At 43.1% G+C, this 13,897-nt stretch carries 13 protein-coding genes; 12 read left to right on the plus strand and 1 reads right to left on the minus strand.

The features are described from left to right. Nucleotides 1-217 precede the first annotated feature (217 nt). From ACOSV2_RS18865 to spoIID, 3 genes are all read left to right on the plus strand, one after another. A complete protein-coding gene (locus ACOSV2_RS18865) occupies nucleotides 218-967 on the plus strand; it encodes a YwmB family TATA-box binding protein (RefSeq protein ID WP_428976444.1) in 750 nt (249 codons plus the stop codon). Between the two features lie 32 nt (nucleotides 968-999). Then, nucleotides 1,000-2,304: a UDP-N-acetylglucosamine 1-carboxyvinyltransferase gene (murA, locus tag ACOSV2_RS18870; protein WP_113969226.1), complete on the plus strand. Its 1,305-nt coding sequence runs from the start codon at nucleotides 1,000-1,002 to the stop codon at nucleotides 2,302-2,304. Between the two features lie 552 nt (nucleotides 2,305-2,856). Beyond that, entirely contained in the window at nucleotides 2,857-3,870 is a 1,014-nt protein-coding gene (gene spoIID / locus ACOSV2_RS18875) for a stage II sporulation protein D (RefSeq protein WP_428976445.1), read from the plus strand. A gap of 39 nt (nucleotides 3,871-3,909) precedes the next feature. Here the strand turns inward: spoIID and ACOSV2_RS18880 are convergent, their stop codons facing one another. Continuing rightward, nucleotides 3,910-4,347 carry a VanZ family protein gene (locus tag ACOSV2_RS18880; protein ID WP_428976446.1) on the minus strand — a complete coding sequence of 146 codons (438 nt, stop codon included), beginning with the start codon at nucleotides 4,345-4,347 and terminating at the stop codon, nucleotides 3,910-3,912. Nucleotides 4,348-4,780: 433 nt separating this feature from the next. On the opposite strand from ACOSV2_RS18880, the gene ACOSV2_RS18885 reads away from it, so the two are divergent. The 9 genes from ACOSV2_RS18885 (at nucleotide 4,781) to ACOSV2_RS18925 (ending at nucleotide 13,863) form a co-directional block, all read left to right on the plus strand. Further along, nucleotides 4,781-5,710, plus strand: a complete 930-nt coding sequence (locus tag ACOSV2_RS18885) for a peptidoglycan DD-metalloendopeptidase family protein (protein WP_428976447.1) — start codon at nucleotides 4,781-4,783, stop codon at nucleotides 5,708-5,710. A 368-nt stretch (nucleotides 5,711-6,078) separates the two neighbouring features. Beyond that, nucleotides 6,079-6,261: a hypothetical protein gene (locus ACOSV2_RS18890; RefSeq protein ID WP_397553725.1), complete on the plus strand. Its 183-nt coding sequence runs from the start codon at nucleotides 6,079-6,081 to the stop codon at nucleotides 6,259-6,261. 24 nt (nucleotides 6,262-6,285) lie between these two features. Next, nucleotides 6,286-6,588 carry a DUF4212 domain-containing protein gene (locus tag ACOSV2_RS18895; RefSeq protein WP_428976448.1) on the plus strand — a complete coding sequence of 101 codons (303 nt, stop codon included), beginning with the start codon at nucleotides 6,286-6,288 and terminating at the stop codon, nucleotides 6,586-6,588. A gap of 45 nt (nucleotides 6,589-6,633) precedes the next feature. Beyond that, a complete protein-coding gene (locus ACOSV2_RS18900) occupies nucleotides 6,634-8,301 on the plus strand; it encodes a sodium:solute symporter family protein (RefSeq protein ID WP_428976449.1) in 1,668 nt (555 codons plus the stop codon). Then, nucleotides 8,282-10,177: a DUF294 nucleotidyltransferase-like domain-containing protein gene (locus tag ACOSV2_RS18905; protein ID WP_428976450.1), complete on the plus strand. Its 1,896-nt coding sequence runs from the start codon at nucleotides 8,282-8,284 to the stop codon at nucleotides 10,175-10,177. The genes ACOSV2_RS18900 and ACOSV2_RS18905 overlap by 20 nt, the downstream gene beginning before the upstream one ends. A gap of 7 nt (nucleotides 10,178-10,184) precedes the next feature. Then, on the plus strand, nucleotides 10,185-10,844 hold the full coding sequence (locus ACOSV2_RS18910; protein ID WP_428976451.1) for a 3'-5' exonuclease: 660 nt from the start codon (nucleotides 10,185-10,187) through the stop codon (nucleotides 10,842-10,844). Between the two features lie 386 nt (nucleotides 10,845-11,230). Further along, nucleotides 11,231-11,491, plus strand: a complete 261-nt coding sequence (gene spoIIID / locus ACOSV2_RS18915; protein ID WP_032086905.1) for a sporulation transcriptional regulator SpoIIID — start codon at nucleotides 11,231-11,233, stop codon at nucleotides 11,489-11,491. Between the two features lie 473 nt (nucleotides 11,492-11,964). Beyond that, on the plus strand, nucleotides 11,965-12,975 hold the full coding sequence (locus tag ACOSV2_RS18920) for a rod shape-determining protein (protein ID WP_113969218.1): 1,011 nt from the start codon (nucleotides 11,965-11,967) through the stop codon (nucleotides 12,973-12,975). A 66-nt stretch (nucleotides 12,976-13,041) separates the two neighbouring features. Beyond that, nucleotides 13,042-13,863 carry a flagellar hook-basal body protein gene (locus ACOSV2_RS18925; RefSeq protein ID WP_428976452.1) on the plus strand — a complete coding sequence of 274 codons (822 nt, stop codon included), beginning with the start codon at nucleotides 13,042-13,044 and terminating at the stop codon, nucleotides 13,861-13,863. Nucleotides 13,864-13,897 lie beyond the last annotated feature (34 nt).

Here is a 13,897-nt window from a genome sequence, read left to right on the forward strand (position 1 = left end):
GCTTCTGACAAAAAATAGGTCTTCCTGCATGTTTTCATCAGGGCCTGTTTTAAGTAAGATTAATTTTGTGCTCGTTCCTTTGTGAAAAAGTTTCAATATGAAACGCTTTCATGTAACAGCCTTCCGACAACTCAATATTTGTAAAAAGATGACGACAATTTTCAAGTATGTTCTTCTCCTATTCGGACAGACTTTTAGGTAAGGGGAGGAATGGAAAATGACTCGGTATTTTTACATTATTTTAATCTTTTTTGTTGGATTAGGTTTTCTTCCTGTTATTAATGGGAACAACACTATCGAAGCCAATCATTTATTAGACATTGAAAAGCTTGACCAAGCCATTGTACATTCTCAAGGTCAGATAACTGAATGGTCTCTATATGCAAGAGAAAACAAAAAAAGCTTCACGAATAAAGGGTTTGCCAAATATAGTACTACTATGCAAGAAAGATTTTCTGATTTTAAGTGGGTGACGAAGAAATCAGCTGAAGAAGTAATGGTTGTGGGACAACGTCAGACGTCTCACGGGGAAGAAACCATTAAGTTGCAGCATACCCTCACAAACAAGCAGTCCGTTTCGTATAGTATGTATGAAATGCGCGGAGATCAGAAAGCGTTGGGAGAAAAGACGAAGCATTATATCAAGACAGAATTTATCCCAAATATGGAAATCATTTTCACTACTAAACCTATGATTTTCTCTTGTATAAAAGGCGAATTCAATGATAAGCTTGAGAAAGTTTTGTCGAATCAGGCTGTCGAATTAATGTCGAAATTAGACGCAAAAGAACTGGAATCACTTAAAGAAGAAGACTTTTATTCCATTTCAGCTTACTCGGAACAAATGTCACGGACTATACCAACAAAAAATGATGATATGAATATACAACTAGGTCTACGGAAAAGCGGAATGGGCGCTAAGACAACCTTTGTGATTGGCACACCCATCCTAATTATTGAATATTAATATAGAGAAATTGGACGCGGAGGGGAATACTCTTGGAAAAAATTATCGTCCGCGGCGGTCAGCGTTTAAGCGGTACAGTGCAAGTTGAAGGAGCAAAGAATGCCGTTTTACCAGTCATCGCTGCTACATTATTAGCAAGTGAAGGAAAAAGTGTCATTAAAAATGTACCACCACTCTCCGATGTATATACGATTAACGAAGTATTACGTCATTTAAATACAGATGTAGAGTTTAACCATGGTGAAGTCATCGTGAATGCATCAAGAGAGTTGTTTGTAGAAGCACCGTTCGAATATGTTCGAAAAATGCGTGCATCCGTTCTTGTTATGGGATCATTACTTGGACGTACAGGTAAAGCACGTGTTGCGCTTCCTGGTGGATGTGCCATTGGATCAAGACCGATTGACCAACACTTAAAAGGCTTCGAAGCAATGGGAGCAAAAGTGAAGGTAGGAAATGGTTTTATCGAAGCTGAAGTAGACGGAAGACTGAAAGGTGCCAAGGTTTATCTGGACTTCCCAAGCGTTGGGGCAACAGAAAACATTATGATGGCTGCCGTTCTTGCAGAAGGAACAACCATCCTTGAAAACGTCGCAAAAGAGCCTGAAATCGTCGACTTGGCGAACTTCCTGAACAAAATGGGAGGAAGCGTTGTAGGTGCAGGTACTGGAACGATCCGTATCGAAGGTGTAGACCGTCTATACGGTGTTGAGCATAGCATCATTCCAGACCGTATCGAAGCGGGAACATTCATGGTTGCCGCTGCCATTACTCAGGGCGATGTCCTTGTAAAGGGTGCGATTCCAGAACACTTATCTTCATTAGTTGCCAAGATGGAAGAAATGGGCGTTACGATCATCGATGAAGAAGAAGGTCTTCGTGTCATCGGACCGGAGAAATTAAAATCTGTCGATATCAAAACAATGCCTCATCCTGGTTTCCCAACAGATATGCAATCTCAAATGATGGCATTACTTTTAGCAGCTGACGGCACAAGCGTCATCACTGAAACAGTATTCGAAAATCGTTTCATGCATGCTGAAGAATTCCGTCGTATGGGAGCAGACATTAAGATTGAAGGCCGCTCTGTAATCATGAACGGACCAACGCCTCTTCAAGGAGCAGAAGTGGCTGCAACGGATTTACGTGCAGCAGCAGCTCTTTCGATCGCAGGTCTGGTAGCGGATGGTTACACTCGAGTGACAGAACTGAAGCATTTAGATCGTGGATATGTGAACTTCCATCAAAAGCTTGCAGGCTTAGGTGCCGATATCGAGCGTGTGAAAGAAGTGGAAGAAACACCTGTTTCTGAGCAAGACATGATTAAGGATGCGTAAGTATTAGATAAAAAGGTGAGCTTTTCTTTTATAGAAGAGCTTGCCTTTTTTGTTTGGGGTGAGAGTTAGGCACGGAGTTATAGTTCTGGCTTTTTTGGTAAAATAAGTAAATCGGCTGAATTATTGTTGATTTCGGCTGGATGATTGTCAGGAACGGCTGGATTTTTCGTGAAAATGGCCGGATTATATTCGAAAGCGGCTGGATTTTCAGCAAAAACCGCTAGATTTGCCATGGCCAAACTTGAAATATCGACAAAATAGGTAGAAAGATAGCTTGAGACGTGTAGGATGAGGTTGAAAATGAGATAAAACGTCGTTTATTTTCAATTATGGAGTATTTGTTTTCAAAATTTCACTTTTATTTTCAAAAATGCATCGGCTCACCAACACACTACATTCCTTATTCAAAATTCACCTATCCCAAACATCTTCTTCCGTCAAAATCACTCTTAAAATATTCATAATTGCTTGTCCACTACCATACATATGATAGAGAGTGGAGAAGTGTGCTAGGACATTCTCCTATTTAATCTTTCATTGGAGGCCGCGAACATGAAGCATTTGAAACCAGTACTGATCATCTTCTCAATCTTTATCAGCATCATTTTTATTGTACCTACTCTTCTCGTGCTCCCATTTTCATCAGAAAAGGAAACGGCAAACTTAGACGAAAAACTAAAAAATCCGCCATCCGTTGAAGAGCTGGCGAACTCGGTTGAGGTAGCGGTTTATCGCTCCAACCAGGACTTGATCGAGAAACTTCCTTTGGAGCAGTATGTAGTAGGGGTAGTGGCTGGTGAAATGCCTGCAGATTTTGAAAAGGAAGCATTAAAAGCTCAAGCACTGGCTGCAAGGACGTATATTGTGAATCAGCTTTTACTTGAGGACTCCACTGTTCCGAAGGGTGCCGATGTGACGGATACGGTCTCTCATCAGGTATATAAGAACCAGAAGGAGCTTGCTGGCCTCTGGGGTGCCGACTATGACTGGAAGATCAAGAAAATATCCGATGCGGTGCTTGAAACGATGGGGCAGGTGCTGACCTATGATGGCAAGCCCATTACGGCAGCCTTTTTCTCAACGAGCAATGGTTACACAGAAAACTCTGAGGCTTATTGGCCGAATGAATATCCATATTTAAGAAGTGTTGAAAGCCCATGGGACTCGGCGTCACCTAGATTCGAAGATCAAAAGGTTATCCCGATCAAAGAGTTCGAGCAGAAACTGGGCGTAACCCTGCCAAAGGATGGCTCGGTAGGAACGATCACGTCAAGAACAGAAGGCAAAAGGGTAGCAAGTGTTGAAATAAACGGCAAAGGATTCTCCGGCCGTGAGATAAGAGAGAAGTTAGAACTGAGATCCTCAGACTTCACCTGGTACCTGAAGGATGATCATATCGTCATCGCCACGAAAGGATATGGCCACGGAGTCGGTATGAGCCAATACGGAGCAAACGGAATGGCGAAAGAAGGCAAGGATTATCAAGACATCGTCACGCATTACTATAAAGGCGTCAAAATAACAGAGTCAGATAAACTGCTGCAGAAAGTAACAGCACAAAGATAAATAAAAAGGATTGAGTCTATAAGGTCAAGATGACCAGACTCAATCCTTTTTTAAATAGGCTTCAAACGTCTTCATTTTTCTCGTTAATGGATGATCAGGCTTTTTAAAATAAGTCCGGTTCACAATCCAAAAAAGGACAGTGACCCCGATCAAATCCTTAGCGGCGTCAATCATCGTTGCCGACCGATACGGAACGAAGGATTGATGAATCTCATCCACAAACCCATAAAAGACCGCAATTAACGCAGCGGTAAAATTCAAAGTGAACCGAAGCTTTCCATGTGCCAACAGAGCAACGACAAATAATCCATATAAAATACCGAATTCGATTAAATGGAGAGATTCTTTAATAAAACGATCCAACTGATTATCAGGAAAACGAATGACGGCATCATCGGGATTACTGGACATAATCCAAATAAGAATCATATAGAGAAAAGGCGCAGCTGTCAGCCCATACGTAAGCAACTTCTTCATATGCAGCTCGTCCTTTCTGTTTTGTTATATTGTATCATGAAGGGCTGTGATTTCTTTATCATAAATCAATCATTTGATCAGATCTTTAGATTGTTATTTTAATGGCTGTGTAATAAAAACGAATCTAAGAAAGTGGATTGTAGCGGAAGGCGCTCGACTCCTGCGGGAATAGCGGGAAAGTTGAGACCCCACAGGGCAAAGCCCGAGGAGGCTCAACTCACGCCCCGCGGAAAGCGAGCGCCTGAAGCGGAAATCAACTACTACTGTCTCTGTGAAAATACCAAAAGCGCTTCATAAAAAGAAAAATTTCATCTTATTTTTAAAATCATACATATTTTCCATCCCTTTGTCGAAAGATAAGAATTAAAAAATTTTTTCTTAATGTGTATATATTTTCTGAATTCTGTTCAGAATGATTGCTGAGGTGATGAAAATGAGAGAGGAAGAAAAGAAACAACCTTCTCAAAACTTTTTGAAAAGACGTTGGGCATACCCAGCAATCTATTTAGCAAGTGCAGCAATCATTATCACGGGGATTCTGTGGTACCAGGCAGGAAATGATGTAAACGAGAAAGCCAAGGATTACAGCTATGATGGAGTTCCTACTGACAATGAGTTCAACCAGCCTGCAGAAGAAGTCAATCGTTCATTAGAAAACTTTGTAATGCCTGTTGCAAGCCCTGAGGACACAGTCATCGAAAAACAATTCTACGATACTGAAGCTTCAGCGGAAGAACAGGAAGCAGCCCTAGTCGTTTATGGTAACATGTATTATCCGAACCAAGGAGTCGACATCTCTAAAGATGGTAAAGAATTCGATGTTCTGGCTGCCATGAGCGGTACAGTTACAAAGGTTCAAGAAGATTCCCTACTTGGTAACACGATTGAGATCGAGCACAGCAAAGGAATCGTTACTCGTTATCAATCTGTTAAAGACTTTGAAGTCGCGGTTGGAGATGTAGTCGATCAAGGACAAGCTATCGCTAAAGCAGGTAAGAGCTTATTCAATGAAGAAGCTGGCGTTCACGTACATTTTGAAATTCGTAAAGCAAATGTAGCAGTGAATCCACTGGAGTACTTCAATAAGTCCCTTGCGACACTTCAAGAAGCGCAATTAGAAGACAAGAAGGTTTCAGGTGAACAGCCGGATGCTGAAGCTGCACAGGAAAACGCAGTTGAAGATCAAGCTAGCGAAGACAAAGCAACAGAAGACAAAGCAACAGAAGATAAAGCAACTGAAGAAAACGGTGCTGACGATGCAGCTGAAGAAAAACCGGAAGCTGAGCAAAAGCCTAAACAAGAAAATGCTGATCAAAAAGACGACGCAGCCGATAATGGCTCTGACGTAAAAGACGAAGAATAATCATATAGATGAAGAAAGCTGACCGGTGATTTCCGGTCAGTTTTTTTGTTTTCAGATCTATTCCAATTGTCGCCTCATCCCCCAAAAAAATTTCCTCGGAAATTCGACAAAGGGATTATTTTACTGGAAAAGTATTTACATATCTGATTTGTTTAATCGTGTTAACACATTCTTTCATATCTTTATTTTAATAAAATGATTCTTTAATTAAGAGAAAGATCAAATGGAGATTTGTCGTTTTTTCTTTATTGACCAGGCTTTTTCCTATAAAGATAATGAGGGCATGAATAAAATTTCAGAAAATTTAATCTTTATTAACGGGAGGTCGTGTGATTAAGGAGACGCTTACATAATCAGGAGGTGAAACGTTGCTTTACTTCATCGCGATTTTACTCATAACAGGGGGAAGTATTTTTCTTGCAATAAGAAAGAAACGGGCTTTCTTCTTAACCATTCCATTCTTGTCTTTATTCATTTACTTTATTTTTCAAATCGCCATGGTCCCGATTCCGTTTTTTGAGACCGTGAAATTTATTTTCAGTTTAAAATAATGAGCTTGAAAAGGGGTTACTTAAATGAAGAAAATCGATAGAGCAAAAGCGGATCAGTATTTTAAAGAAAAAAACCGTTATATGGCAATTTATTTAGTGATTTGGCTCGCCTCTTCCTTTGGGGTCGTGCTGTTTGCCGAAAGCCTGTCAACGATCACGCTCAATGGCTTCCCGTTTCACTACTTTATGGGTGCCCAGGGGTCGATTGTCATTTTCATCATCTTACTCTACATAAATGCGAAGGTGAGCGATGGAATCGATAAGAAATATGGAATTGATGAAAGTAAAAATGAACAGATCAGTTACGGAAAGACATTGGATCATTAAACGGCTTCAACCAAATATATAGAACAGAGCAGGGGGAAACGATAAATGGATACTCAGTTTTTAGTATCAACGTCGATTATTCTGTTGACGTTTGCGTTATATATCGGAATTGCTGTTTATAACAAAGCGAAAGCGACATCGGACTTCTATGTAGCAGGCCGGGGCGTGCCGCCGATCTTCAATGGGATGGCGATCGGGGCCGACTGGATGAGCGCAGCATCATTCATTGGACTGGCTGGTACCGTCATGATCCTCGGGTATGATGGACTTGCTTACATCATGGGGTGGACGGGGGGATATTTGCTGTTAACCTTCTTACTTGCTCCACAGCTTAGGAAGTATGGGCGCTATACGGTACCGGAATTCATCGGGGACCGGTATAACAGCCACACTGCCCGCGTCATTGCCGCGATCTGTACGATCATTATCAGTTTCACGTATAGCATCGGGCAGCTATCGGGTTCAGGGGTCGTAATCGGTCGATTGTTCGAAATCGATGCCAAAGTCGGTACGATGATTGGAGTGGTGCTCATCGCCTTCTACGCAGCTTTCGGTGGAATGAAGGGGATCACGTGGACGCAGGTTGCTCAGTATGTTGTTCTTATTATCGCTTATTTAATTCCTGTTATTTTCATGTCGTTACAAATTACCGGAAACCCTGCACCCTGGATTTCCTATGGGGAACTGGTAGGGAAAATCGGGGAGCTCGATCGTGAGCTTGGGGTCTCGGAATACTTCGCGCCTTTTACAAACGGAACGAAGTGGCAGTTCATGGCTCTCATGTTTACGTTGATGGCAGGGACCGCGGGGCTTCCACACGTCATCGTTCGATTCTATACGGTTTCTACGATGAAAGCGGCTCGCTGGTCAGGGGCATGGGCACTGCTTTTCATCGGACTTCTCTACTTATCCGCACCTGCATATGCCGCATTCTCCCGCTTTATTTTAATGACAAAGGTAGCGGGAAGCCAAATCAGTGACTTGCCTTCCTGGACGAAATCATGGGTGGATACGGGGAAATTACAGGTCGCAGATGCAAATGGAGATGGAATCCTGCAGTGGAAGGAAATCATCATTTCCAATGATATCGTGGTCATGGCGACACCGGAGATTGCGAATTTAGGAGTGTTCGTCATCGGTCTTGTAGCGGCTGGTGCCATGGCAGCGGCGTTATCGACAGCGGGTGGGTTGATGATCGCGATATCTTCCTCCTTTGCTCATGATATTTACTATCGTGTATTCAAGCCGAACGCGACAGAGAAAAATCGTCTGGCCGTTGCCCGTTGGTCGATCGTCATCGCGACGGTGCTCGCCGGAATCGTGGCTCTTAATCCTCCAGGGGTTATCACCCAGATCGTCGCCTGGGCCTTCGCACTGGCATCTGGAACGTTCTTCCCGGCACTCTTACTCGGGGTATGGTGGAGGCGATCTAATGCCCAAGGAGTTATTGCAGGGATGCTTGTAGGGTTAGGGGTAACCCTCACGTACATCTTCCTGGCAAGATCGGGTGTTACCCTATTCGGCATCATTGATACGGGAGCTGGTGTATTTGGGGCAGCGGCAGCAACGATTGCCAATATCGTCGTGTCACTGATGACGAAAGCACCTTCTCAAAAGATTCAAGAAGAGGTAATGGATCTCCGTTACCCGGAACAAATGACCTTCAAGGACGGAGAAGTTTGGGTGAACGACGATGTCGATTTCAAAGCCTGACGGATCATTTCAAGAAGCTGTACTCCTTCATCCCTTTTTCAAGGGGATGGAGCGTAGTACGGCTCTTTCCCTTTTTACTGAGTGTAAGCGGCTTGAGGTGGGAAAACACTCTACTATCCTGAAAAGCTTTGAACATCGTCTCGGACTCTATCTTGTTGTGAAGGGAGAAGCAGAAGTCGTTGTGACAAAGGAAAAAGAAGAGATTCTCGAGATCATTTCGAAGTACGGGATCGTCGGCTTATCGAGTCTGTATTCTGTACTGAATACAACGATGGATGAGAGTGTATATTCCTCTGTTGAGGTCAAGGCGAAGGAGGACTGTCTGCTCTGCCTCGTACCTTATACTAGTTTGCAAAACTATTGGAATGAACCTTATTTGAAGAACTTTTTATTGGAGGAAACATCGAAACGACTTCAGGATGTTTATTATTCCTTGTCGCAGCAAGTGGGGGTGGCGCACGGGCTTGAAGAGCGGACGACGATTCTGAAGCGTGTGAGTGATGTGATGAAGAAATCAGTCGTTACTGTCAGGAGTGAAGATTCCTTGAAGGATGCAGCTCGAGCGATGGGGGGGAACCGGGTCAGCTCTGTCATCATTCTGGAAAACAATCGCATCGGAGGAATCCTGACAGAAAGAGACCTTGTCTCCAGATGCCTCGCAAGGTCCGTCCCTCTCACCAAACCAGTAAAAGAGGCCATGACCCCCAACCCAACCGTCATCACCCGTGACGCCTACCTGTACGAAGCTCTCGCCGCCATGATCGATCACTCCATCAAACACCTGCCCGTTGTCGGGGGTGAGGAGAGGGACGGACCTATCGTCGGCATCATCACCCTCCACGATATAATGAAAGCGAACCATATTGGGTCCCTGATGAGTGCTAGGAAGCTGGAGAACAAGAATTTCCCCCTGGAAAAGGTTAGACCTATGGCAGCGTCAATGCTTACGAGTCTTTGGGAAGCACAAGCTCCGGTGTATCACATACTCGATTTCATGTCAGGGCTATTCGATCGTATTTATCAGCGAATCTTAAGGCAGGTGGAGGAAGAATTGCTTGGGGAAGGACGGGAAAGCCCTTGCTCGTATGCATTTTATGTCATGGGCTCAGCGGGAAGGAAAGAGCAGTTTATGCTGACCGATCAAGATCATTTCCTGGTTTATGAAAAACATAGTAAAGAAACTATGGAATATTTCTGTGATTTTGCTGAACGAGTCGTCGTTGAATTAGAAAAGACAGGGCTGCGTCTTTGTGACGGAGGAATGATGGCGAATCAGAAACCGTGGATGGGGAGTATGGGTTCCTGGCAGGAACGATTGAGAGAATGGTCGGTCCATTCGTCTGAGGAAGCTTTATTGAAGGTGCAAAACTTCTTTTCCTATCGTTTTTTATATGGGGATGAAGCACTTCATTCAACATTTGAAGACGCGGTAAAAGATCAGCTGCGCAGCTCAAAAATATTATTAGTACGGCTGGCTCAAGTGGAAAAAGCCAAGCCGGTGCCTGTCCTTCACTCCTCCATCCGATCGATATTAGGCTTGGACCGAAAAACGGTTTCCATCAAGAAAGACATTCTGTTTCCTTTTCATCATGCACTGCAGATCTTGAACGCGGCTCATGGTAATACTTCGGGGTCGACTAGAGAGAAGCTGGATTATTTGAAAAAAAAAGGGTCGATTTCGTCGGGGTTTGCAGAAGAATTATCCGAAGTATTCCAGGAATCAATGAAGCTATATATAGAGTTGAAGCGGAAAGATCAGGGAGATACGGTACACCTCTCCTCACTATCCACCCTTAAAAAAGAAAGTCTATACAGAAGTGTGAAAACGATCCGTGAATTTCAACAAATGATGTTATCTCATTACTCCTTAACGTAGAAGGGATGTGAAGATTTTCATTTTTTCAAAGAAAAAGATCCAATGTCCGCTCCACTATGATTCAGTCCCTCTGAACACTAACATTGAAGACCTTACGTTTGTTGTCTTTGATACAGAGACGACAGGTTTTCGCGTCGGAGCGGAGGATCGGCTGCTGGAAATCGGGGCGGTTAAAGTAAAAGGGTATGAGGTAAAGGAAAACATCACATTTCAGACATTTTCCAATCCTCATCGACTCATTTCTCAGGAAATAATCCAGCTGACGGGAATTCAGTCAAAAGATGTCGAACAAGCACCGGAAGCAAGGGATGCCATCGATGATTTCTTCGCTTTTTTAGAAGGAAATACAGTGAATAGTCTGGTTGGGCACTATGTAAGCTTTGATGAACTCGTGATGAAGAGTGAACTGAAGCGGGCCGGACTTCATCTACAGATGCCACCGAGCCTGGACACGCTTAATCTAATCGGATACCTTTCGCCCTCATATGATATGAGAGATCTCGAGCGGTATGCCCAGTTGTTTGGGACCAGGTTGTACCCGAGACATCGGGCGTTGAACGATGCTCTTATGACGGCTTATTTGTTTGTAGAATTATTGGAGCTGTTAAGAGATCGGAAGGTGGAGACCTGGGGGGAATTGGTTCGGATCAGCCGGGGCAGTGAGTGAAAGGACACCTATCGGATACATTCACGTGGACGATTTCCCTCCGAAAACCAAGTGAAGGTCCGTCCCTAAGAGTGATTTTTCAGAAAATTCACCTCAAACCTTGTCCTTATTGTGCTTTTTGTGCATATATGTGGGCACAAGCTAATAAAATGATACAAACCTATCAAAATAGAGAGTGTTTGAGGTGAGGAATCGTCGTTATATCATTGATCATTAGCTGAATATTTGTTTATATGTTGTAACATCAGGAAGCTGCCGTGAATTAAATAAGGCTTTCTGCCGCTTGCACATGGGTTTTTATACGCAAGCGGTCTATACTATTTCATTGATGCGAAAGCGAGTCTCATTTCACACTTCTCACATCCAATTTAGGGAGGTCGAGTGGTGTGCACGATTACATCAAAGAGAGAACAATCAAGATTGGTAAGTATATCGTGGAGACGAAAAAAACTGTTCGTGTAATTGCGAAGGAGTTTGGCGTGTCCAAAAGTACTGTCCATAAAGATCTAACAGAACGACTGCCAGAAATTAATCCAGAACTCGCAAATGAAGTCAAAACAATACTTGATTATCATAAATCTATCCGGCATCTACGAGGTGGAGAAGCGACGAAGCAGAAATACAAAAAAGAAGAGCTCCACAGCTAACCAAAATGCGCCAAGCCCCAGAAAGATGGGTCATGCTTGGTGTGTTTTTGTTTTATGGGAGAATGAAGCGAAACGATTTTGTCTGTTGAATTTTCGTCTTGTTTTAACAGTTAAATATTGATTGGAATTCACCTGTCAATAATCTTCCAAAGTTCAACAGTCTAATAAGTACGGTATTTTAACAGGTAAACAAAACGCTCACTTGTACCAGGTACAAAACCACCCCATCCCGTCCAACTTCACCAAACCTTAACACTCCTGTAACAACCCGCACCAATACTCCTATACTTTTCCAAATAAATAACAAAATCAATACATTTTTTTGACAAATAATAGCTCCCTTCGACATATTTATGGTAAAATAATTAATTAGGTGAAAGTTTTGACTTAACGTTTTTACGTAATGACATTAAGATGAAACCATAGATGAAATATGATGATGAATTTGTAGAAGAAGAAGGGAGAAACACAAGATGTTCGCGAAAGATATTGGGATTGATCTTGGTACGGCTAATGTTTTAATTCATGTTAAAGGAAAAGGGATTGTCTTGAATGAGCCATCGGTTGTGGCTTTGGACAAGAATACAGGTAAGGTATTAGCGGTAGGGGAGGAAGCCCGTCGCATGGTTGGGCGTACTCCTGGAAACATTGTGGCCACTCGTCCGTTAAAAGACGGGGTCATCGCTGACTTTGATGTAACAGAAGCAATGCTTAAGCATTTTATTAATAAACTGAATGTAAAAGGGTTTCTTTCTAAACCAAGAATCTTGATTTGCTGCCCAACGAACATTACGAGTGTCGAGCAAAAGGCGATCAGAGAAGCGGCTGAAAAGAGCGGTGGGAAGAAGATTTATTTAGAAGAAGAGCCTAAAGTCGCTGCGATCGGGGCAGGGATGGATATTTTCAATCCAACCGGAAACATGGTTGTGGACATCGGTGGAGGAACAACGGATGTTGCGGTTCTTTCCATGGGTGACATTGTAACGAGTCAGTCCATCAAGATGGCCGGGGATAAGTTTGATCATGAAATTCTGAATTATATTAAAAAAGAGTACAAGCTTCTGATCGGGGAGCGTACAGCAGAAGATATCAAGGTGAACATCGGGACGGTATTCTCGGAAACCCTGGATGAGGATCGAAAAGAAATGAGCATCCGTGGCCGTGACATGGTGTCCGGTCTTCCACGCACGATTACCGTGACATCAACGGAAATCGAAGGGGCTCTTCGTGAATCAGTGGCCGTGATCGTACAAGCTGCTAAAAATGTCCTTGAAAAGACTCCACCGGAATTATCAGCGGATATCATTGACCGCGGGGTTATTTTAACAGGAGGGGGAGCACTTCTTCACGGAATGGATACCCTCCTTGCAGAAGAACTGAAAGTACCGGTTCTCATTGCTGAAAACCCGATGGATTGTGTAGCGATTGGAACAGGATTAATGCTTGAGAATATCGATAAAATTTCCAGAAGAAGCATTATATAAATTTCTTTTATAAAAATAGTGGACCAGTCATCCGATATAAAAACGGTAAAGTTATGAGGTGAAAATATGTTTCGCGGATTTTATACAGTAGCATCAGGAATGCTTTCGCAGCAGCGCAAGACTGAAATGTTAACGAATAATATGTCAAATGCGAATACACCGGGTTATAAAGCGGACCAGGCATCGATGCGGGCATTTCCGGAAATGCTCATGGAGCGAATGGATTCCACGTCGATTCCGACAGAGAACAAATTATCCCTTCCTTTCAATCAGAAAGTGGGAGCACTTAATACGGGCGTGTATATGCAGGAAACAATTCCTTCATTTTTACAGGGTGATCTTCAGGAGACTGGAAGAAGCCTGGACATTGCACTCTTGGACGTGTCGATGCCGGCCAATGGATCGGTGTTTCTGACGGTTGAAGGTGCGGATGGAAATCCCCGCTATACACGAAATGGGAACCTGACTGTGAACGGAAACGGATTTCTCACGACAAACAGCGGTTTTTATATTCTGGATGAAAATGGCGAGCGTATTCAATTAGACAGTGACCAGTTCACTGTTGGGGAAAAAGGGCAGATACTTGTCGATGAAAATGTTGTGGCTACTCTGGGTGTAGGATATTCAGAAGACCCCAACCGACTTGTGAAACAGGGAGACGGACTATTTGCAACAGAAGGAAATGTGGCACTTCCTGATGCCTATGAAGAAGCCAATGTTTCTTTTACCACCAAGCAGGGTTTCCTTGAACGGTCCAATGTCGATGCATCCCGTACGATGACGGATATGTTATCAGCGTACAGATCCTTCGAAGCAAATCAGAAAGTACTCCAGGCCTATGATCGAAGTATGGAAAAAGCAGCCAACGAAATCGGTCGTGTCAACTGATAGTTAAAGATTGTAAATGAATTTCGTCAATGAA

The organism is Rossellomorea sp. DUT-2, from assembly GCF_052665285.1.

Bases quoted from the DNA above. Each gene is read 5' to 3' on its own strand.
- ACOSV2_RS18865 (WP_428976444.1), top strand. From the start codon at position 218: ATGACTCGGTATTTTTACATTATTTTAATCTTTTTTGTTGGATTAGGT.
- spoIID (WP_428976445.1), top strand. From the start codon at position 2,857: ATGAAGCATTTGAAACCAGTACTGATCATCTTCTCAATCTTTATCAGC.
- ACOSV2_RS18880 (WP_428976446.1), bottom strand. From the start codon at position 4,347: ATGAAGAAGTTGCTTACGTATGGGCTGACAGCTGCGCCTTTTCTCTAT.
- ACOSV2_RS18885 (WP_428976447.1), top strand. From the start codon at position 4,781: ATGAGAGAGGAAGAAAAGAAACAACCTTCTCAAAACTTTTTGAAAAGA.
- ACOSV2_RS18895 (WP_428976448.1), top strand. From the start codon at position 6,286: ATGAAGAAAATCGATAGAGCAAAAGCGGATCAGTATTTTAAAGAAAAA.
- ACOSV2_RS18900 (WP_428976449.1), top strand. From the start codon at position 6,634: ATGGATACTCAGTTTTTAGTATCAACGTCGATTATTCTGTTGACGTTT.
- ACOSV2_RS18905 (WP_428976450.1), top strand. From the start codon at position 8,282: ATGTCGATTTCAAAGCCTGACGGATCATTTCAAGAAGCTGTACTCCTT.
- ACOSV2_RS18920 (WP_113969218.1), top strand. From the start codon at position 11,965: ATGTTCGCGAAAGATATTGGGATTGATCTTGGTACGGCTAATGTTTTA.
- ACOSV2_RS18925 (WP_428976452.1), top strand. From the start codon at position 13,042: ATGTTTCGCGGATTTTATACAGTAGCATCAGGAATGCTTTCGCAGCAG.